The 17,505-nt window shown below is 64.7% G+C and carries 19 protein-coding genes and 1 pseudogene; 4 read left to right on the top strand and 16 right to left on the bottom strand.

The window, feature by feature from the left end:
- Nucleotides 1-18: 18 nt before the first annotated feature.
- Nucleotides 19-540, bottom strand: a complete 522-nt coding sequence (locus tag ASD71_RS10475; RefSeq protein WP_056562991.1) for a DUF1993 family protein — start codon at nucleotides 538-540, stop codon at nucleotides 19-21.
- Nucleotides 541-727: 187 nt separating this feature from the next.
- Complete coding sequence (locus ASD71_RS10480; RefSeq protein ID WP_056562994.1) at nucleotides 728-1,867, bottom strand: PHB depolymerase family esterase; 1,140 nt, start codon at nucleotides 1,865-1,867, stop codon at nucleotides 728-730.
- 488 nt (nucleotides 1,868-2,355) lie between these two features.
- Between ASD71_RS10480 and ASD71_RS10485 the strand changes: the two genes are divergently transcribed.
- Together ASD71_RS10485 and ASD71_RS10490 are read left to right on the top strand one after the other, a co-directional pair.
- Nucleotides 2,356-3,000 carry a hemolysin III family protein gene (locus ASD71_RS10485; protein ID WP_056562997.1) on the top strand — a complete coding sequence of 215 codons (645 nt, stop codon included), beginning with the start codon at nucleotides 2,356-2,358 and terminating at the stop codon, nucleotides 2,998-3,000.
- A gap of 244 nt (nucleotides 3,001-3,244) precedes the next feature.
- Nucleotides 3,245-3,655: a DUF4168 domain-containing protein gene (locus ASD71_RS10490; RefSeq protein ID WP_056563000.1), complete on the top strand. Its 411-nt coding sequence runs from the start codon at nucleotides 3,245-3,247 to the stop codon at nucleotides 3,653-3,655.
- A gap of 152 nt (nucleotides 3,656-3,807) precedes the next feature.
- On the opposite strand, the gene ASD71_RS10495 is transcribed toward ASD71_RS10490, so the two are convergent.
- From ASD71_RS10495 to ASD71_RS10545, 11 genes are all read right to left on the bottom strand, one after another.
- Nucleotides 3,808-4,569: an ABC transporter permease gene (locus ASD71_RS10495; RefSeq protein ID WP_056563003.1), complete on the bottom strand. Its 762-nt coding sequence runs from the start codon at nucleotides 4,567-4,569 to the stop codon at nucleotides 3,808-3,810.
- On the bottom strand, nucleotides 4,566-5,489 hold the full coding sequence (locus tag ASD71_RS10500; RefSeq protein ID WP_056566743.1) for an ABC transporter ATP-binding protein: 924 nt from the start codon (nucleotides 5,487-5,489) through the stop codon (nucleotides 4,566-4,568). Before ASD71_RS10500 ends, ASD71_RS10495 begins: the two co-directional genes overlap by 4 nt.
- A 102-nt stretch (nucleotides 5,490-5,591) precedes the next feature.
- Entirely contained in the window at nucleotides 5,592-5,828 is a 237-nt protein-coding gene (locus tag ASD71_RS10505; protein ID WP_056563005.1) for a hypothetical protein, read from the bottom strand.
- Nucleotides 5,829-5,844: 16 nt separating this feature from the next.
- The gene (locus ASD71_RS10510; RefSeq protein ID WP_056563007.1) at nucleotides 5,845-6,117 is read right to left on the bottom strand and encodes a FixH family protein; all 273 of its coding nucleotides are present in this window, start codon (nucleotides 6,115-6,117) and stop codon (nucleotides 5,845-5,847) included.
- A 36-nt stretch (nucleotides 6,118-6,153) separates the two neighbouring features.
- A complete protein-coding gene (ccoG, locus tag ASD71_RS10515) occupies nucleotides 6,154-7,644 on the bottom strand; it encodes a cytochrome c oxidase accessory protein CcoG (protein ID WP_056563010.1) in 1,491 nt (496 codons plus the stop codon).
- 74 nt (nucleotides 7,645-7,718) lie between these two features.
- Nucleotides 7,719-8,708: a cytochrome-c oxidase, cbb3-type subunit III gene (gene ccoP / locus ASD71_RS10520; RefSeq protein WP_056563012.1), complete on the bottom strand. Its 990-nt coding sequence runs from the start codon at nucleotides 8,706-8,708 to the stop codon at nucleotides 7,719-7,721.
- Complete coding sequence (locus ASD71_RS10525; protein WP_056563017.1) at nucleotides 8,705-8,881, bottom strand: cytochrome oxidase; 177 nt, start codon at nucleotides 8,879-8,881, stop codon at nucleotides 8,705-8,707. The genes ccoP and ASD71_RS10525 overlap by 4 nt, the downstream gene beginning before the upstream one ends.
- Before the next feature lie 2 nt (nucleotides 8,882-8,883).
- Entirely contained in the window at nucleotides 8,884-9,621 is a 738-nt protein-coding gene (gene ccoO / locus ASD71_RS10530) for a cytochrome-c oxidase, cbb3-type subunit II (protein WP_056563020.1), read from the bottom strand.
- Nucleotides 9,622-9,631: 10 nt separating this feature from the next.
- Nucleotides 9,632-11,119, bottom strand: coding sequence for a cytochrome-c oxidase, cbb3-type subunit I (gene ccoN, locus ASD71_RS10535; protein WP_056563023.1), 1,488 nt, complete (start codon nucleotides 11,117-11,119; stop codon nucleotides 9,632-9,634).
- A gap of 212 nt (nucleotides 11,120-11,331) precedes the next feature.
- Nucleotides 11,332-11,493: a cbb3-type cytochrome oxidase assembly protein CcoS gene (ccoS, locus tag ASD71_RS10540; RefSeq protein ID WP_056563027.1), complete on the bottom strand. Its 162-nt coding sequence runs from the start codon at nucleotides 11,491-11,493 to the stop codon at nucleotides 11,332-11,334.
- A complete protein-coding gene (locus tag ASD71_RS10545) occupies nucleotides 11,490-12,467 on the bottom strand; it encodes a hypothetical protein (RefSeq protein WP_056563030.1) in 978 nt (325 codons plus the stop codon). Before ASD71_RS10545 ends, ccoS begins: the two co-directional genes overlap by 4 nt.
- 221 nt (nucleotides 12,468-12,688) lie before the next feature.
- On the opposite strand from ASD71_RS10545, the pseudogene bioD reads away from it, so the two are divergent.
- A pseudogene (bioD, locus tag ASD71_RS10550) lies at nucleotides 12,689-13,457 on the top strand (dethiobiotin synthase); the annotation flags it as partial.
- Nucleotides 13,458-13,485: 28 nt separating this feature from the next.
- On the opposite strand, the gene ASD71_RS10555 reads toward bioD, so the two are convergent.
- A complete protein-coding gene (locus ASD71_RS10555; protein ID WP_056563033.1) occupies nucleotides 13,486-14,370 on the bottom strand; it encodes a LysR family transcriptional regulator in 885 nt (294 codons plus the stop codon).
- A 106-nt stretch (nucleotides 14,371-14,476) separates the two neighbouring features.
- On the opposite strand from ASD71_RS10555, the gene ASD71_RS10560 reads away from it, so the two are divergent.
- On the top strand, nucleotides 14,477-15,541 hold the full coding sequence (locus tag ASD71_RS10560; RefSeq protein ID WP_056563037.1) for an NAD(P)-dependent alcohol dehydrogenase: 1,065 nt from the start codon (nucleotides 14,477-14,479) through the stop codon (nucleotides 15,539-15,541).
- A gap of 21 nt (nucleotides 15,542-15,562) precedes the next feature.
- On the opposite strand, the gene ASD71_RS10565 is transcribed toward ASD71_RS10560, so the two are convergent.
- Entirely contained in the window at nucleotides 15,563-15,958 is a 396-nt protein-coding gene (locus tag ASD71_RS10565; protein WP_056563040.1) for a DUF1398 domain-containing protein, read from the bottom strand.
- 218 nt (nucleotides 15,959-16,176) lie between these two features.
- Nucleotides 16,177-17,496, bottom strand: coding sequence for an isocitrate lyase (aceA, locus tag ASD71_RS10570; RefSeq protein ID WP_056563042.1), 1,320 nt, complete (start codon nucleotides 17,494-17,496; stop codon nucleotides 16,177-16,179).
- Nucleotides 17,497-17,505: the final 9 nt, after the last annotated feature.

Genomic DNA, 17,505 nt, shown 5'->3' on the forward strand with positions numbered 1-17,505 from the left:
CCGGGCCACGCCGTCCCCTCAAGGGGCCAGTTGCGGGTACGGTCCCAGGAAATCCAGCTTGCCGATCGGTACGCCCGCCTGGCGCAGGATGCCGTAGGCGGTCGTCACGTGGAAGTAGAAGTTGGGCAGCGCGAACGTCAGCAGATACTCGTCGCCCTGGAATTCAGGCTTGAACTCGCCAAAGCTCAGCGTGATGCGTCGGCTTTCCGCGCCATCGACCTGCTCGGGCTTCACGCTTTGCAGATACGCGATCGTGTCGGCAACGCGCTGCTGCAATTGCGCAAGCGTGGTTTCGGTGTCGGCAAATTTCGGAGCGTCGCCCTGCGACAGCCGCTGTGCCGCGAACTTCGAGGCGTCGCTGGCCCGCTGGACCTGGCCCGATAGCGGATACATATCGGGCGCAAGGCGCGCGTTGACGAGTTCCGCCGGATCGATGCCGGTGGTTTGCGCGTGGGTGGCCGCCTTTTCAAGCAACGCGGCCAGCACATTTAGGCCGCGGATGAATACAGGCACGGACGCCTGGTATAGGGACAAGGGCATGACGACGACTTCCGTAAGAGTTGGAGGTGGCAAAGAGGCGTCAACAGGCACCGGGCGCCTGACGCTTTGTGATTGCAGCGATGTTACGCCGCCCGGACGCCGGTGGCGGCGACAACATCATTCTGGATGCTCGGACAATCCGCCGCGCCACAGCGCGCCAGCAGCTCGCCATTGACCCGGGCGCTCGTCATTGCGCGGCAGCAATCGCGCCCGTGCGCCGCTGCCCCTGAAAGAACCGCCACACCAGCGCGGACGCATCCGGACCGCTGCGCGCGTGATACCGGATGGCGGGATCGCCGCCGCTCCAGGCGTGTTCAAGCCGCGTGATCTCGCACAGCCGCAGCACCGTCTTGCGGCCGCGCAGCACATCCACCCGGCGGTACGCCTTTTCGGTGCCCAGTCCCAGCACGCGCTCGACCGGCAACGCGTGCGGATCGGCGGCATTCAAGGTGCGGAACTGTTCGAACAATTGCCGGGCGTTGCGCGGAGCCACGGCCGGATCAAGCTGGCCGTGCAAGATCAACGCCGGCATGCCCAGGTCGAAGACGGCGGGGTCCGCCACGGATTCCACCAGCGGCGCCAGCGGCTTGATGCTGCCGCGCCGCATGGTGCTCAAGCCATTGCCCGCATTATGCGCGTCGCCCACGACCGGCCCCGAGTGCATGGCCACCGCGGCGATCAGGCTCGGATGGCGCAGGGCGACGAGTGCCGCCATGCCCGCCCCCGCCGACAGGCCCGCCACGTAGATGCGTTCGGGGTCCAGGCCATGACGCGCGACCTCGGACCGGATCAGGGCCGCGATCAGATCGGCCTCGGCCCCGCCATGCTCGTCATCCGGCTGAAACCAGCGCCAGCAGCGCTGCACCTGGCGCGCCAGGGATTGCTGCGGATACAGCACCATGAAGTCACCGGCGTCGGCCCACTGGTTCATGCGCGTCCCTGTGGCGAAGGCCTCGGCCGTCTGCCGGCAGCCGTGCAGCATCACGACCAGCGGCATGCCCGCGGCTGTGGCAGAGGTGGCGGATGCGGGGGTGTATCGGGCAAAGGCCAGCCGGCGGCCCGTCTTGTCCGTGAACTGGCGCGAGGCCTCCCAGCGCCCGGCGCCGAGCGACGCCGCCTCGGGCGCCGCTGCCCTGCCCGCGCCAGAGGTTCCGGCGGGCCGCGTCGTCTTGACCGCACGCCCCGCCGCGGAGCCGGCGGCCGTCTTGCGCGCCGATGTGGCACGCTTGCGGGTGGGTTTGGGGGCCGCCAGGCGCATCGCCGCGCGCTGGAGCCGGGTGATTTTCTTTGCCGCTTTGAAAAACAGACTGCTGAAACTGCGCGCCATTGCTAGGGCCTGTTCGGTAGTTCCTGTTTGCCGCGCCGCCCGGTGCGCCGGGGTTGGCAGCGCCGGACGACGGTCGCCGCGGCTACGCCGCTCCGCAAGGCGGATGCCTGTCGTCCGATGCGGGCGTGAGGATGGGCGAAAAGGTCGCCCCAACCGTAAGGCCAAGCGTAAGGCCAAGTGCCGGATTCATGAGTGCTTCCCCTAAGAGTGTCGATCACGGCAGCGCCTGGCGCAGCCGACGTGCAAGCCCGGAGTGAAGAACGCGCACCGCCTCTGTCGGGCAGGTTGTTCGCGTGTTAAATGTATCACAGCGTAACTAAATTGGCGCTCGCCTTTTCCCGCTCGTCTTCCTTCGCTCCCCTTCTCCGGCCAAGCATCCTTGCACCAGATCAAACCTTCATCGGATCAGTCGGGCCAACCTGAAGCCCGCGCTTGAGCGGGCGACCCAAAACGCCTAAGGTGGACAACTTGTCACAGACAGGCCTTCCATGTTTCCCAACGACCGCCCCCAGACTCTGGGCGAAGAAATCGCCAACAGCATCAGCCACGGCCTTGGCGCCGTGGGTGCACTGGCCGGCACCCCGCTCCTGATCGCCGCCGCCGTGCGCCAGGGCGATGCCGCCTTCATCGCCGGCGCCGCCGTGTTCGCGGTATCGATGTGCCTGCTGTACCTCGCGTCCGCCATCTATCACGCGCTGCCCCGCTGCCGCGCCAAGCAGATCTTCAATGTGCTGGACCACTCGGCCATCTACCTGCTCATCGCCGGCACCTACACGCCGTTCGCGCTGGGCGCGCTGCGCGGCCCATGGGGCTGGACGCTCTTCGGACTAGTGTGGGGCCTGGCGCTGCTGGGCGTGGGCCTGAAGGCCAGCAAACGGCTCAACCGGCCCGCGCTCTCTACCGGCCTGTACCTGGCGATGGGCTGGATCGTCGTCATCGCGGTCAAACCCCTGCTTGAACTGGTCCCGGCCGGCGGCCTGTGGTGGCTGGTGGCGGGCGGCCTCGCGTACACCGGCGGCGTGGTGTTCTTCGTGTTCGACAACCGCTGGCGCTACAGCCATTTCATCTGGCATCTGTTCGTACTGGCCGGCACCGTCTGCCATTTCTTTGCGGTGTTCTGGTACGCCGCCTGAAGCCGCAAACGCGCCACATCCGAGTCCGCCGGACAAGCCTAAGGACACATCGCGGCCAGCAGCGACTACGAAACCGCGCAAAACGTTTCGAACCCGGGGTCCCGGCGGCCCCCGGGGCGGCCCCCCGCACCACGCGTGCGCAATCTCGTGGCCTGCCGACACAGGAAAACACATCGCGAAACTTGTCCCACGGCGGCCCGGTTCGTCATCATGGTCGGACTTTCAACCGGAACAAGGAGTTTTCATGCAGCGTTCCAAATACGCATTCCTATCCGCCGCCATTCTGACGACGGCGCTGTCCGGTGCACCTGCTTTGGCGCAACAGGGCGCGCAGGCCCCGGCACAGACGCAGTCACAAGCGCAAACCCCGCCGGGCATGGCGCCCGCCGTGCAGAAGCCAACGGATCAGCAATTGCAGAAGTTCGCTTCGGCCTCGATGAAGATTTCTGGCGTCGTTGACGAATATCGTCCCAAGGTCGACGCCGCCAAGACCGACGACGCCAAGCAGAAAGTCGTTAAGGAAGCTGACGAAAAGATGGTCAAGCTGGTCCGCGCGGACGGTTTGACGGTCGAGGAATTCAACGGCATCGGCCAAGCCGTGCAGCAGGACCCCCAGCTTCGCGATCGCCTGATGAAGATGCAGCCGGCGCGGTAAGCCCAGGCATTGACGGGCACGCAGACGCAAACGCAGACGCACACCCGCGACCGCTGCCCCAGTAAAGACAACGCGCCGCATGCCCCGAACGGGTCATGCGGCGCGTTGTCTTTACTGGGCGGCACTCCGGCAGGCCCGGGGGCCATGCCAAATCAGGTCTTCAAGCGGTAGCCTGTCTTGAAGATCCAGCGAACGCCGATCAGGCACGCAACCAGGAAGGCCAGCGTCATGCCCACGCTGATCCCAATGCTGACGTCCGCCACGCCGAAGAATGCCCAGCGGAAACCGCTGACCAGATAGACCACGGGATTGAATAGCGTGACCGTCTGCCAGAACGGCGGCAGCATGTTGATCGAATAGAACGTGCCGCCCAGGAAGGTCAGCGGCGTGATGATCATCAGCGGAATGATCTGCAGCTTTTCAAACCCATCGGCCCAGATCCCGATGATGAAGCCGAACAGGCTGAACGTCACCGCGGTCAGCACCAGGAACGACAGCATCCAGAACGGATGCGCCACGTCGAACGCCACGAACAGGCGCGCGGTGGCCAGCATGATGAGGCCCAGAATGATGGACTTGCTGGCGGCCGCACCGACGTAACCCATCAGGATTTCCACGTACGAAATGGGCGCGGAGTGGATCTCGTAGATCGTGCCGGAAAAGCGCGGCATGTAGATGCCGAACGAGGCATTGGCCACGCTCTGCGTCAAGAGCGACAGCATGATCATGCCCGGAACGATGAACGCCCCGTAGCTCACACCGTCAATTTCGACCATGTGCGAACCGATGGCCGAGCCGAACACGACAAAATAGAGCGACGTTGAAATCACCGGCGACAGCACGCTTTGCATCAGCGTGCGCCAGGCGCGGGCCATTTCGAAAAGGTAGATGGCGCGTATGGCGTAGAAGTTCATGATTGACCGTGCACCAGGCTGACAAAGATGTCCTCGAGCGAGCTTTCCGAGGTGTTCAGGTCTGCAAATTCAATCTGCAGGCGGCTCAAGTCCTGCAGCAGACGCGAAATATCGCCGCCGCGCTCGTTGTCGTAGGTATAGACAAGCTTGTAGCCGTCCGGCGAAAGTTCAAGCTGGTAGGCGTCCAACGCCGTTGGAATGCCCGGCAGCGGCACCTTCAGCGTCAGCGCAAGCTGGCGCTTACCCAGCTTTGCCATCAGCGCATCCTTTTCTTCGACGAGGATGATTTCACCCTTGCGAATCACGCCGATGCGATCCGCCATTTCCTGAGCTTCTTCGATGTAGTGCGTGGTCAGGATGATGGTGACGCCGCTTTCGCGCAGTCGCCGCACCATTTCCCACATGCCGCGCCGCAGTTCGACGTCGACGCCCGCCGTGGGCTCGTCCAGAAACAAAATGGCCGGCTCATGCGACAGCGCCTTGGCAATCATGACGCGCCGCTTCATCCCGCCGGACAGCGCCATGATGCGGCTGTCCTTCTTGTCCCACAGCGACAGATCGCGCAAGACCTTTTCGATATAGGCGGGGTCTGCGGGCTTGCCGAACAGCCCGCGGCTGAAGGTGACCGTGTTCCAGACGCTTTCGAAGGCGTCCGTGGAGATTTCCTGCGGCACCAGTCCGATCTTGGACCGGGCGGCACGATAATCCGTCACGATGTCGTGCCCATCGGCCAGCACCGTGCCGTGGGTGGGATTGACGATGCCGCAGATGATGCTGATCAGCGTCGTCTTGCCCGCGCCGTTCGGCCCGAGCAACGCAAAAATTTCGCCGCGCTGGATGTCCAGGTTGACGTTCTTGAGCGCCTGAAATCCGGACGCATATTGCTTGGATAAGCCTTGTACTGCAATGACTGGCTGCACGCGAGCCCCCAACTTGACCATAGCCGGAGGATTTTACCCGTCGCGCAGCCCGCGCTTGTTCAGCCTGGCGGAACGGTGTGTTTTCTTTTTGGGAACACTGGACTAGAAGTCGTCGTCCTCTTCCACCTTGGGCATCAGGTAAGCCGTCAGCGCGCTGGACAGGCCCGCCATCACCCACAGGACGAAGAACGACACGGTGTAAAAGCCCATCCGGCCCGTCGGGACGTGTCCGAAGATGGCCACGTCCAGCGGGTCGATCAGGGCAAAGATCAGCGCGCTTCCCGCAGCAGCCGCCATGAACGACGGCCACAGGATCCACATCAACGATCGAAATCCCATGCGTGAACTCCCCCGATCAAGGTTTGGCGGCTGCTGGGCTGGCGGCCGCCGGCGCCGGGCTCGCGGCCGCGCCGGACGCGGTCTGTTCGATGACCAGACCGCGCTTGACCACGCCCTCCTGGATGGGCTGGCTGGCGAACTGGGTCATCGCGAAGTAGATGGTGATGAAGCAGCCGACCATGGCGGCAAACGGGCCGGCCATCAGGATCCACGGCCAGGGCTCGCGATACCAGGGTTTGACGAGACGCGCCGCGTCGGCGGGGTCGAGGGTGATTTGTGCAGTGTTCATGAATATTCCTTGTCGTGGCCAGGGCGGATATCAGCCCTACTCGGGCACGTAGAAACTGGCGGCTTCGTCGGTTTCAACCTGCCGGTTCTCGCCGTCCTGCCCCTTGGCGCGCAGCGTGATGGCATGGGCCCCCGGCTCGGCGCCCGCCGGCGCACGGATGACCATGGGCAAGAGCTTGTTGGCGGCGGGCTCGACGTCGACCACGTCCGAACCTTGCCGGCCTGCCATCACCGCCAGGTCGGGCATGCCTTCGGCCGACAGGCGCAGGCGCATCGGCGAGTCCGATGTGTTGATGATCTGCAGGCGGTAGACGTTTTCGATCATGCCGCCCGCGACCTCGCGGCCCAGGCCGCCCCGGTCGCGCATGATGTCGACACGCAGGGGATTGCGCACCACCAGCGACGCCACAAAGGCAATCGCCAGCACCAGGATCAGCGCGCCGTAGATCAGGACACGCGGCCGCAGCAGGTGCGACCGCGCGCTCTTTGACGACAGGCCGTCCAGCATGGCGTGTTCGGACGTGTAGCGGATGAGGCCAGGCTCGTACTGCATCTTGTCCATCACCTGATCACAGGCGTCGATACACGCGCCGCAGCCGATGCACATGTACTGCAGGCCATCGCGGATGTCGATGCCGGTCGGGCAGACCTGCACGCAAAGACTGCAGTCGACACAGTCGCCCAGCCCCTTGGCTTTGTGATCGACCTTGCGCGAACGGCCCCCGCGCGGGTCGCCGCGGCGCTTGTCGTAGGTGACGACAAAGGTGTCCGGATCGACCATCACGCTCTGGAAACGGGCGTACGGGCACATGTACTTGCAGACCGATTCGCGCATGAAGCCGGCGTTGCCCCAGGTGGCAAAACCGTAGAACAGCATCCAGAACCATTGCCACGCGCCAAGCTGCAGCGCGAAGAGTTCGTGGCCCAGTTCGCGGATCGGCGCGAAATAGCCGATGAACGTGGAACCCGTCCACCACGCCAGCGCGATCCACAGGAAATGCTTGGTGAATTTCAGGCGGAACTTGCGCCAGCTCCAGGGCGATTCGTCCAGCCGGATGCGCGCGATGCGGTCGCCTTCGACCTTGCGCTCGATCCACATGAAGATTTCGGTATAGACGGTCTGGGGACAGGCGTACCCGCAGAACAGCCGTCCGGCCACCGCAGTGAAGAGAAACAGCGCCAATGCCGAGATGATGAGCAGCACGGCGAGGTACACGACATCCTGCGGCCACAGCACCAGGCCGAAGATGTAGAACTTGCGCGCGCCCAGGTCGAACAGCACGGCCTGGCGCCCGTTCCATTGCAGCCAGGGCAAGCCGTAGAAGATGATCTGCGTGATAAAGACGAACGCGATACGCCAGCGGGCAAAGATGCCACTGACGGATCGCGGATAGATCTTGCTGCGCACCTCCGCCAGTGTCTGTTCCAGGGTTTCCTGACCCGGACGCGGCGGCCGTGTGTGCGGCCGCCAGGGCGGCGGGTCACCGCCAGGCGAACTGCTGACGCTTGCGGTTGACCCATCTTCCATTTGCTGCTCCGTGCTTGTAAGTGCTTAGTGATATGGGAGGCCGCGACGCGGCCTCCCATTTACGTGCTGCCCATTCACTGCTTCGCCGTGCCGGACACGGCGGGCGCCGCAGCGGCCTGTCCCTGCGCCGGGTTCTGCGACGGGTTCTGCGCGTCGGGCTTGTTCGACAGACCCCAGACCCAGGCAGTCAGGATCTTGATCTGATCCGGGGTCAGGATGTGCTCGTGCGCCGGCATCTGGTTGTCGCGGCCGTCAAGAATGGTCTTGACGATGCTGGCTTCCGAACTGCCGTAGAGCCAGACGTCGTCCGTCAGGTTCGGCGCGCCGACGAGCTGGTTGCCCTTGCCATCGACACCGTGACAGGCGACGCAGAAGTTGGCGAATTCACGCTTGCCGCGGAATACGCGGATCGGATCGGCGGTCAGGCCCGACAGCGAACGCACGTATTGCGCGATATCGCCGGCCATCTTGGGATCGATGGATGCCTTCCAGGGCGGCATGATGCCGTGGCGACCTTCCTTGATGGTCTGCATGATGGCTTCGGGCGAGCCGCCGTGCAGCCAGTCGTCGTCCGTCAGGTTGGGATAGCCGGGGCCACCCTTGGCATCCGACCGGTGGCACTGCGAGCAGGTGTTCAGGAAGAGGCGCTGGCCGATTTCGCGGGCGCCCGGATCCTGTGCAATCTGCGGCACCGTCATGATGTCGAAGCGCGCGTAGATGGGCCGGACAGCTTCGGCCATCTTGGCCTGCTGCTGCTCCAGTTCCCCGGCGCTGCTGAAGCCCAGCTTGCCCTTGTATTCGCCCAGGCCCGGCATCAGGAACAGATAACCCAATGCAAAGGCGCAGGCCAGCAGATACATCCACGTCCACCAGGTGGGGACCGGGTTGTTGAGCTCGGTCAGGTCGCCGTCCCAGACGTGGCCGGTGTCCTCGACCTGGCCGCTGGCCGGCTTGGCGCTGAGCCAGCGGCGTTGCGTGTACAGCAGCCACACGCACCACACCACCCCGCCCACGGCGACGATCGAGATGAAATACCCCCAGAAGCCATTGACGAAATCGCTCATGACCGATTCGCTCCATCTTGTTGTGCCTGCCCGAATTCATCGGGCAGTGCGAACGGCAACATGGCCGATTCGCGGTTGGCGCCCTGGCGGCCGCGCGAGCAGGCCCACCAGACGATGCCGAAAAAGGTTGCCATCGAGATGGCGGTGACGATTGCGCTCAGGTAGCCGACCATGATCAGCCTCCTGTGGCCGCGGGCGCGGCGGGTTGCACGGCCGATTGGGCGGCGGGTTGTTGAGCCTTCTTGGCGGCTTCGGCCTTGGCCTCTTCGGCCTGCTTGGCCAACTGCGCCTTGCGAACGCCAACACCCAGGCCTTGCAGGTACGCCACCAGCGCGTCTTCTTCCGTCTTGCCCTCGATGGCCTTGGGCGCGGCGGCGATTTCCTCGTCGGTGTAGGGCACGCCCAGGGCACGCAGGGCACGCATGCGCTGGTCGACGTTCTGGCCGGTGATGACCGTCTTTTCCAGCCACGGATAGGCAGGCATGTTGGATTCCGGCACTTCCTTGCGCGGATCGCGCAGGTGGCGGCGGTGCCAGTCGTCGGAGTAGCGTTCACCAACGCGCGCCAGGTCGGGACCCGTGCGCTTGGACCCCCACAGGAACGGGTGGTCGAACACCGACTCGGACGCCAGCGAATACGAGCCGTAGCGCTGGACCTCGGCGGCGAGCACGCGCACCTGTTGAGAGTGGCAGCCCACGCAGCCTTCGCGGATGTAGACGTCGCGGCCCATCAGCCGCAGCGGGCTGTAGGGTTCGACGCCCGCCACGGGCTGGGTGGTGCTGTGCTGGAAGAACAGCGGGATGATCTGGACCAGGCCCGCGAAGGAGACCACCAGGATGCTGGCGATGATCATCCAGCCGATGTTCTTCTCGAGGGTCTGGTGAGAAAAGAAGCCGTGATTCTTGTTGGCCATGATGTCCTCGTCAAACAGTGGCCGGCACGGCGGTCGCGGGGACCGTCGGACGGGCGGCATGGGAATCGTCTTGCGGAATGGCGGGGTTGACCGCGGTCGCGCCGCTCACCGTCTTCCATACGTTCCAGGCCATGACGAACACACCGCACAAGAACAGGGTTCCACCCAGCAAACGGATCAGGTAGTACGGAACGCGCGTCTTCAGTTCCTCGACGAAGCTGTAGACCAGAGTGCCGTCCGGCGCCGTGTCTCGCCACATCAGGCCTTGCTGCACGCCGGCGATCCACATGGCGGCGATGTACAGCACCACGCCGATGGTCGCGATCCAGAAGTGCAGTTCGATGGCCTTCACGCTGTACATCTTTTCGCGGCCATAGAGGCGCGGGATCAGGTAATAGAGCGAGCCGAACGAAATCATGGCGACCCAGCCCAGCGCGCCGGAGTGCACGTGGCCGATGGTCCAGTCCGTGTAGTGCGACAGCGCGTTCACGGTGCGGATCGACATCATCGAGCCTTCGAACGTGGACATGCCGTAGAACGACAGCGCGGTGACCATGAACTTCAGGATCGGGTCGGTGCGCAGCTTGTACCAGGCGCCCTGCAGGGTCATGATGCCGTTGATCATGCCGCCCCAGGAAGGCGCCAGCAGGATCAGCGAGAAGGTCATGCCCAGCGACTGGGTCCAGTCGGGCAGCGACGTATACAGCAGATGGTGCGGGCCCGCCCACATGTACGTGAAGGCCAGCGCCCAGAAGTGGACGATGGACAGGCGATACGAGTAGATGGGACGGCCGGCCTGCTTGGGCACGAAGTAATACATCATGCCCAGGAAGCTGGTGGTCAGGAAGAAGCCCACCGCGTTGTGACCGTACCACCACTGCACCATGGCGTCCTGCACGCCCGCGTAGGCGGAGTAGGACTTCCACATCGACACCGGCATTTCAATGTTGTTGAAAATGTGCAGGATGGCGATGGTGAGGATGTACGAGCCGAAGAACCAGTTGGCCACGTAGATGTGCTTGGACCGGCGCTTGATGATGGTGCCGAAGAACACGATGGCGTAAGCGACCCAGACCAGCGTGATCAGGATGTCGATGGGCCATTCGAGTTCGGCGTATTCCTTGCTGCTGGTAAAGCCCATCGGCAAGGTGATGGCCGCGGCCACGATGACGACCTGCCAGCCCCAGAATGTGAAGGCGGCCAGCTTGTCGCAGAACAGGCGCGCCTGACAGGTGCGCTGGACGACGTAATAGGACGTCGCGAAAAGTGCGCTGCCGCCGAAGGCGAAGATCACGGCGTTGGTGTGCAGCGGGCGCAGGCGGCCGTAGCTGAGCCATGCGGTGTCGAAATTCAATTGAGGCCAAATTAGCTGAGCGGCCAAAAAAACACCGACAGCCATGCCGACAATGCCCCAGACCACGGTCATGATGGCGAACTGCCGCACGACCTTGTAGTTGAAGGTATCGGACTTGCTTGCGATTGCGGGGCAATCGTTCATCACCCATCCCCTAAAGTAACAAGAACTTCCAGGCTTCGATGATGGGACTAGTCACTCGAGGAGGCGTTGATTTGGATCAACCGGGTTGCGACGCCTTGGACATCGCTGCATAACCGCAACGCTGTTAGGGGTATCGGGCCGCGAAAAGGCCTTGCCGATGCGCCGCGGTTGGGTCCGCGGCGGCGATCAGCGGCGGTAATTTGCGGCGGCAACTAGCGGCGGCCGGCAGCGCCGCTGTCGTCGTCGCGCAGGATGGCCGCGCCGGCGCTGTCGGTGTCGTCGTACTGGCCGTTGAAGACGGCCCACCACAGCGATACGCCGATCGCCAGCACGAAAAGCAGCGACAGCGGCAGGAGCAGGTAGAGGATGGTCATGGCGCTGCCCCCAGCGCGGCGTCAGCGGCCAGACGGCCCGACCAGTCGCGTCGGCACAGGCGCCAGGAGTTGTAGGCCACGGCCAGCGACGACACCAGCATGGTGATGGCGGCAAGCCAGGGCGTGACCCAGCCCACCAGCGCCAGCGGCGTCATCAGCAGATGCCAGACGAGCGAGACGTACAGGTTTTGCCGCGCCTTGCGCCGGGCCTCGGCAAGCAGCGCGTCAAGCGCGGCCTCGGGCATGTCGGGGTGTGCCGCCAGCGCGCTGTGCGCGGAGGCCATGGCGGTGGGCACGGCCATGGACATGGCGCAGGGACAGCTCATGACCAGCAGCGCCACCATGACCGGGATGCTGTGGGCGGGATCGATGTAGGCCCAGCCCGCTGCGGCGGCCAGCGCAAGCAAGACCTGCACCATGACGAACCGCGACGCCACCCGGTCGGCGCGCGCGCCCAGTTGCAGGCGCTGGTCTTCAACGCGGGCATGGCGCCGGCCGGCAGAACCCGCGCCGCCGAAGGATTGGCGGGCGCACAGTTCGAGATAGCGGGCGGTCAGCAGGAACGCCACGAACATCGTGACCGAATCGAAATAGACTTCGCCCCGCCCCGTATAAGTGGCGTGGACGCTGGGGATGAAGGCGGCGATGATGCCGAGCGCCACCGGCACGTCCATGCCAGCGCGGCCCTGCCGCAGGTTGGCGCCCGCGTGGCGCCAGATGGGCCATGCCGAATACAGGACGACCGGAACGGTCAGCGCGAAGCTGGCCCAGTTCATGAGGACGATGGCCCAGTCCAGGGTTTCCAGCGCGTCCGCGGGCATGGATTCGTGGCGCAGATAGCCGGGCCACGCGAACATCATGACCTGCATCATTGCCAGCCAGGCGAGCGACAGACGCACCAGCGCATGGCGGCGTTGCTGGCGGTCGGTATCGGGCAGGCTGGCCGGGACGGCGAAAATGGATTTGGCACGCATGTTGGCGATGGTAATCAGGCCCGTCCCCGATCGCCTTGATTTGAATCAAGACGCCAAAGAGGATTTGCCGCCGCCCCGCCGCCACGCTCGCCCCTCTCGCCGCCCGCCCCTCCACCGGCACTGATCTATGTGACGGGTGGCGCGCGGTCGGGGCAACTGATACAACGGTGCAGGGCCGTCGCGGCCGTCCATCACCCTGCCGCAGCCCGACTTTCCTACGCCCGCGGCACGTATGCGGGTTCCGGCGCTGTCCGGCCGCACTGGACCAACATGGGGCCATGGTGACCATTCGCCTGGCTTGCAGTATGCAGAAGACATCGACGCGGCGGCCCATCGGGGTTTTCGTGACGGGCACCGATACCGGTATCGGAAAAAGCGCTGGTGTCGGCCATCCTGGCGCGCGCCTGGAATGCGGACTATTGGAAGCCGGTGCAGACCGGCGTGGCCGAGGATCCTGGCGACACCGACACCGTGGCCCAGCTGGCGCAACTGCCGCCGCAGCGTCTGCACCTGCCCGCCTACGTGCTACAGGCGCCGCTGTCGCCGTGGGCCGCCGCCACGCTGGAAGACACCGTGGTCGATGCCACGAGCATCGTGCCGCCCCCAACGCGCGCACCCCTGATCGTGGAAGGCGCCGGCGGCCTGTACGTGCCGATCGACGACACGCACATGATGATCGACCTGATCGCGCGCCTGGACATGCCGGTGGTGCTGTCGGCGCGCAGCGGGCTGGGCACCATCAACCACACCTTGCTAAGCCTCGCGGCATTGCAGCGGAGCGCAATTCCGGTGCTGGGCGTGGTGATGAGCGGCCCGCCGTCCGCGGGCAACAAGGAAGCCATTGAGCGCTTTGGCGGCGTGCGCGTGCTGGCCGAGATCCCGCCCTTGCCGCGCGTGGACGCCGCCGCAGTCGAGGAACTGGCCAAAGGCATCGCGCCGCTGGCCGAATGCCTGGCGGCGCTGTACGGCGCCGAGGCCGAAGCGGGCTAGCCGGGCCGGCGGCGGCGCGCGCGGCGCGTCACTGGCGCGCCATGTCGATGAACGCCCGCAGCGCCGATGACACGCGGCGCTGCCGGGGGTAATACAGCATGAAGCCGGGGATCGTGGGACACCAGTCGTCCAGCAGCCGCACCAGCCTGCCGGATGCCAACAGTCCGGCGACGTAGTTTTCCGGCACGTAGCCGATGCCGATGCCGTCGGTGGCCGCCCTAACCTCGGCATGCACGTCGCTCAGGGCCAAACGCCCCGGCACGTCAAACTCCAGCGCCTCGCCGTCCCGCTTGAATTCCCACTTGAAGTACCGGCCGCTGGGAAAGCGGTAGCGCACGCACTCGTGCCTCATCAAGTCAGCCGGATGCCGTGGCGCCTCGCGGTCCCGCAGATACTCCGGCGAGGCCACCACCACCGATCGCAGCGCCGGGCCGATCGGCACCGCCACCATGTCCTCGGGCACGGCGTCGATCAGCCGCACGCCAGCGTCGAAGCCGGACTTCACGATATCGACAAAGCTGTCGTCTTCGCCGATCTCCAGCCGGATGTCCGGATAGGCGGCCAGGAACCGCCCCGCCATGGGCATCAAGAGCAGGTACGAGGCCGCGCGCGACGTGTTGATGCGCAGCGTGCCGGCGGCCGAGCCGCGAAAGTGGTTCATTTCGTCCAGCGCGTCGTCCAGCCCGTGCAGCACGGGCTGCAGGCGCTCGGCCAGACGCTGGCCCGCGTCGGTCAGGGCCACGCTGCGCGTCGTGCGGTTAAAGAGATTCACGCCCAGCCGCTCCTCCAGTTTCCGGATCGCGTAGCTGACCGCCGACGTGGACAGGCTGAGATCTTCGCCCGCCTTGCGGAAACTGCCCAGGCGGGCCACCGCTGAGAAAGCGGCAAGATGGGACAGGTTATCGAGCGGCATGATTATGCAAATTCATTCAATAAATCATGCCGAAATTCTAGCTTGAACGCGGTTCCTGCCCGGCATATTGTGAACGCCTGCTCAACAAATATCCCAAGAGGCCGTCATGATCCAAGCCCAAGGCTACGCCGCTCACAGCGCCGACACGCCGCTCGTCCCTTTCAGCTTCACGCGCCGTGAACCCGGCGATGACGATGTGCTGATCGACATCCTGTACAGCGGCATCTGCCACTCCGACCTGCACCAGGCACGCGGCGACTGGGGCAATTCCATGTACCCGATGGTGCCCGGGCACGAAATCATCGGCCGCGTCGCCCAGGTGGGCAAGAACGTGTCGAAGTTCAAGGTGGGCGATTACGCCGGCGTGGGCTGCATGGTGGACTCGTGCCGCCATTGCAAGGCGTGCCAGCTGAACCTGGAACAGTATTGCGAAGAGAACGCCACGCTGACCTACAACGACAAGGAGCGCGGCAGCGACCAACTGACGTTTGGCGGCTACTCCGATCGCATCGTGGTGCGCGAGCATTTTGTCGTGAAGGTGTCCGACAAGCTCGACCTGAAGGCGGTCGCGCCGCTGCTGTGCGCCGGCATCACCACCTATTCCCCGCTGCGCCACTGGAAGGTCGGCCCGGGCAAGAAGGTGGGCGTCATCGGTCTGGGTGGCCTGGGCCATATGGGTGTGAAGTTTGCGCACGCGATGGGCGCGCACGTGGTGATGATCACGACGTCTGCGGACAAGGCGCGCGACGCCAAGCGCCTGGGCGCGGACGACGTGCTGGTCTCGCGCGATGCCGACGCCATGGCGGCGCACGCCGGCACCTTCGACTTCCTCCTGAACACCGTGCCCGTCAGCCATGACGTCAATCCGTACATGGCGCTGCTGGCGCTGGACGGCACCATGGCGCTGGTGGGCGCATTGACGCCGCTGGATCCGATCCCCGGCGCCAACCTCATCATGGGCCGCAAGTCCCTGGCGGGCTCGGCGATCGGCGGCATGGAAGAAACCCAGGAGATGATGGATTTTTGCGCCGAACACAACATCGTCAGCGATGTGGAGATGGTGCCGATCCAGGCCGTCAACGATGCCTATGAGCGGCTGGTGAAGAACGATGTGAAGTATCGCTTCGTGATCGACATGGCCTCGCTGAAGGAAGAGCGCGCCGCCGCATAGGTCTGCTAGGGCCGCCCGGGTTCAGTCGGGAAACTTCTCGTCATGGGCTTCGCCGCGGCGGCCGAAATACGTAACGTGCCGGCCCGCGATCCACACCGCGTAGCCGACGCAGCCCGCCGCGCAACTTAACCGCTTGAATTCCGGGTACATCACCTCGCCCCGCTGCGCGCCGCGAATCGCGGCTTGCAGTGCGGCCGCATCGAAGTCATTGGCGATGTCGACATCTGGGACATCCAGCGGGATGTCGAGCGTCTGGTCATCAGGCAGGTAGTAGGCGGTACGGTGAGCCCGGAAGTCGACCACATAGGATTCGACACCCGCGTCGGCCAATTGACCGACGACTTGGCCGAAGTGGATGCGGCCTTGTGCGGATGCCTCTGCGGTTTCACGGATGATGGCGTGCGTGGATGCGTTCATGGATGGCTCCTGACGATGAAAAAGGAGAAGACCGTTCGGGCACCCTGGCCTTCGCACAGTCCAGCGTACTGCGGTAGTAGCGTCATCGTGAAACAAAAAAAGAGGGTGCCCGCAGGCACCCTTGAATCCACCCTACAACAGCACCTGCAACTACACACCTGCATGCGGCGCCCGGCATCCCTCGCGGGGGCCGGGCGCCGCCGGCCGATACCGCCGCGTTACGCAGCCTTCTGCGTCTTGCCGTGTTCGAACTGCGCTTCTTCGGTCGAGCCGGTCAGCGCGGTCGTGGACGACTTGCCGCCCTCGATCGTCTGCGTCACGGCGTCGAAGTAGCCCGTGCCCACTTCGCGCTGGTGCTTCACGGCGGTGAAGCCCATTTCGGCAGCGGCGAATTCCTTCTGCTGCAGTTCCACGAACGCGCTCATCTGGCGGCGGGCGTAGCCGTGGGCCAGCTCGAACATGCCGTAGTTCAGCGCGTGGAAACCGGCCAGCGTGATGAACTGGAACTTGTAGCCCATGGCGCCCAGTTCACGCTGGAACTTGGCGATGGTGCCGTCGTCCAGGTTCTTCTTCCAGTTGAAGGACGGCGAGCAGTTGTAGGCCAGCAGCTTGCCCGGGAACTGGCGATGGATGGCGTCCGCGAACTTGCGGGCGTATTCCAGGTTGGGCGTGGACGTTTCGCACCAGATCAAGTCGGCGTACGGCGCGTAGGCCAGGCCGCGGGAAATGGCCTGATCGATGCCGGCGCGGGTACGGAAGAAGCCTTCCACCGTGCGGTCGCCCGTAATGAAGGGACGGTCGTTTTCGTCGACGTCGCTGGTCACCAGGTCGGCGGCGTCGGCGTCGGTGCGTGCCAGCAGCAGCGTGGGCGTGCCCATCGTGTCGGCAGCGAGGCGGGCCGAGACCAGCTTGGCCACGGCTTCGCGGGTCGGCACCAGCACCTTGCCGCCCATGTGGCCGCACTTCTTCACGGAAGCGAGCTGGTCTTCGAAGTGGACGCCCGACGCGCCGGCCTCGATCATGGCCTTCATCAGTTCATACGCGTTGAGCACACCGCCAAAGCCGGCCTCGGCATCCGCCACGATCGGCGCGAAGAAGTCGATATAGCCTTCGTCGCCCGGGTTCTTGCCTTCCATCCACTGGATCTGGTCGCAGCGCGTCAACGAATTGTTGATGCGGCGAACCACCTGCGGCACGGAGTTGGCGGGATAGAGCGACTGGTCGGGATACATTTCGCCGGCCAGGTTGGCATCGCCGGCGACCTGCCAGCCCGACAGGTAGATGGCCTTCAGGCCGGCTTTGACCTGCTGCATGGCCTGATTGCCGGTCAGGGCGCCGAGCGAATTCACGAACGGCTCGCTGTGCAGGAGTTCCCAGAGGCGCGTGGCGCCGCGGTGGGCGAGCGTGTGTTCGACGCTGATCGAGCCACGCAGGCGGATGACGTCCTCGGCGCTGTAGTCGCGCTTGATGCCCTGCCAGCGGTTGTTTTCGGCCCAATCTTTCTGAAGGTTGCGGATTTCGGTTTCGCGATTGCTCATTGTGATGCT

Origin of the sequence: Achromobacter sp. Root565 (genome assembly GCF_001427425.1) — a bacterium.
GTDB lineage: Bacteria > Pseudomonadota > Gammaproteobacteria > Burkholderiales > Burkholderiaceae_B > Achromobacter > Achromobacter spanius_D.

Excerpts from the sequence above, each read along its gene's own strand:
- ASD71_RS10475 (WP_056562991.1), bottom strand. The coding sequence starts at position 540 with ATGCCCTTGTCCCTATACCAGGCGTCCGTGCCTGTATTCATCCGCGGC.
- ASD71_RS10480 (WP_056562994.1), bottom strand. The coding sequence starts at position 1,867 with ATGGCGCGCAGTTTCAGCAGTCTGTTTTTCAAAGCGGCAAAGAAAATC.
- ASD71_RS10485 (WP_056562997.1), top strand. The coding sequence starts at position 2,356 with ATGTTTCCCAACGACCGCCCCCAGACTCTGGGCGAAGAAATCGCCAAC.
- ASD71_RS10490 (WP_056563000.1), top strand. The coding sequence starts at position 3,245 with ATGCAGCGTTCCAAATACGCATTCCTATCCGCCGCCATTCTGACGACG.
- ASD71_RS10495 (WP_056563003.1), bottom strand. The coding sequence starts at position 4,569 with ATGAACTTCTACGCCATACGCGCCATCTACCTTTTCGAAATGGCCCGC.
- ASD71_RS10505 (WP_056563005.1), bottom strand. The coding sequence starts at position 5,828 with ATGGGATTTCGATCGTTGATGTGGATCCTGTGGCCGTCGTTCATGGCG.
- ASD71_RS10510 (WP_056563007.1), bottom strand. The coding sequence starts at position 6,117 with ATGAACACTGCACAAATCACCCTCGACCCCGCCGACGCGGCGCGTCTC.
- ccoG (WP_056563010.1), bottom strand. The coding sequence starts at position 7,644 with ATGGAAGATGGGTCAACCGCAAGCGTCAGCAGTTCGCCTGGCGGTGAC.
- ccoP (WP_056563012.1), bottom strand. The coding sequence starts at position 8,708 with ATGAGCGATTTCGTCAATGGCTTCTGGGGGTATTTCATCTCGATCGTC.
- ASD71_RS10525 (WP_056563017.1), bottom strand. The coding sequence starts at position 8,881 with ATGGTCGGCTACCTGAGCGCAATCGTCACCGCCATCTCGATGGCAACC.
- ccoO (WP_056563020.1), bottom strand. The coding sequence starts at position 9,621 with ATGGCCAACAAGAATCACGGCTTCTTTTCTCACCAGACCCTCGAGAAG.
- ccoN (WP_056563023.1), bottom strand. The coding sequence starts at position 11,119 with ATGAACGATTGCCCCGCAATCGCAAGCAAGTCCGATACCTTCAACTAC.
- ccoS (WP_056563027.1), bottom strand. The coding sequence starts at position 11,493 with ATGACCATCCTCTACCTGCTCCTGCCGCTGTCGCTGCTTTTCGTGCTG.
- ASD71_RS10545 (WP_056563030.1), bottom strand. The coding sequence starts at position 12,467 with ATGCGTGCCAAATCCATTTTCGCCGTCCCGGCCAGCCTGCCCGATACC.
- ASD71_RS10555 (WP_056563033.1), bottom strand. The coding sequence starts at position 14,370 with ATGCCGCTCGATAACCTGTCCCATCTTGCCGCTTTCTCAGCGGTGGCC.
- ASD71_RS10560 (WP_056563037.1), top strand. The coding sequence starts at position 14,477 with ATGATCCAAGCCCAAGGCTACGCCGCTCACAGCGCCGACACGCCGCTC.
- ASD71_RS10565 (WP_056563040.1), bottom strand. The coding sequence starts at position 15,958 with ATGAACGCATCCACGCACGCCATCATCCGTGAAACCGCAGAGGCATCC.
- aceA (WP_056563042.1), bottom strand. The coding sequence starts at position 17,496 with ATGAGCAATCGCGAAACCGAAATCCGCAACCTTCAGAAAGATTGGGCC.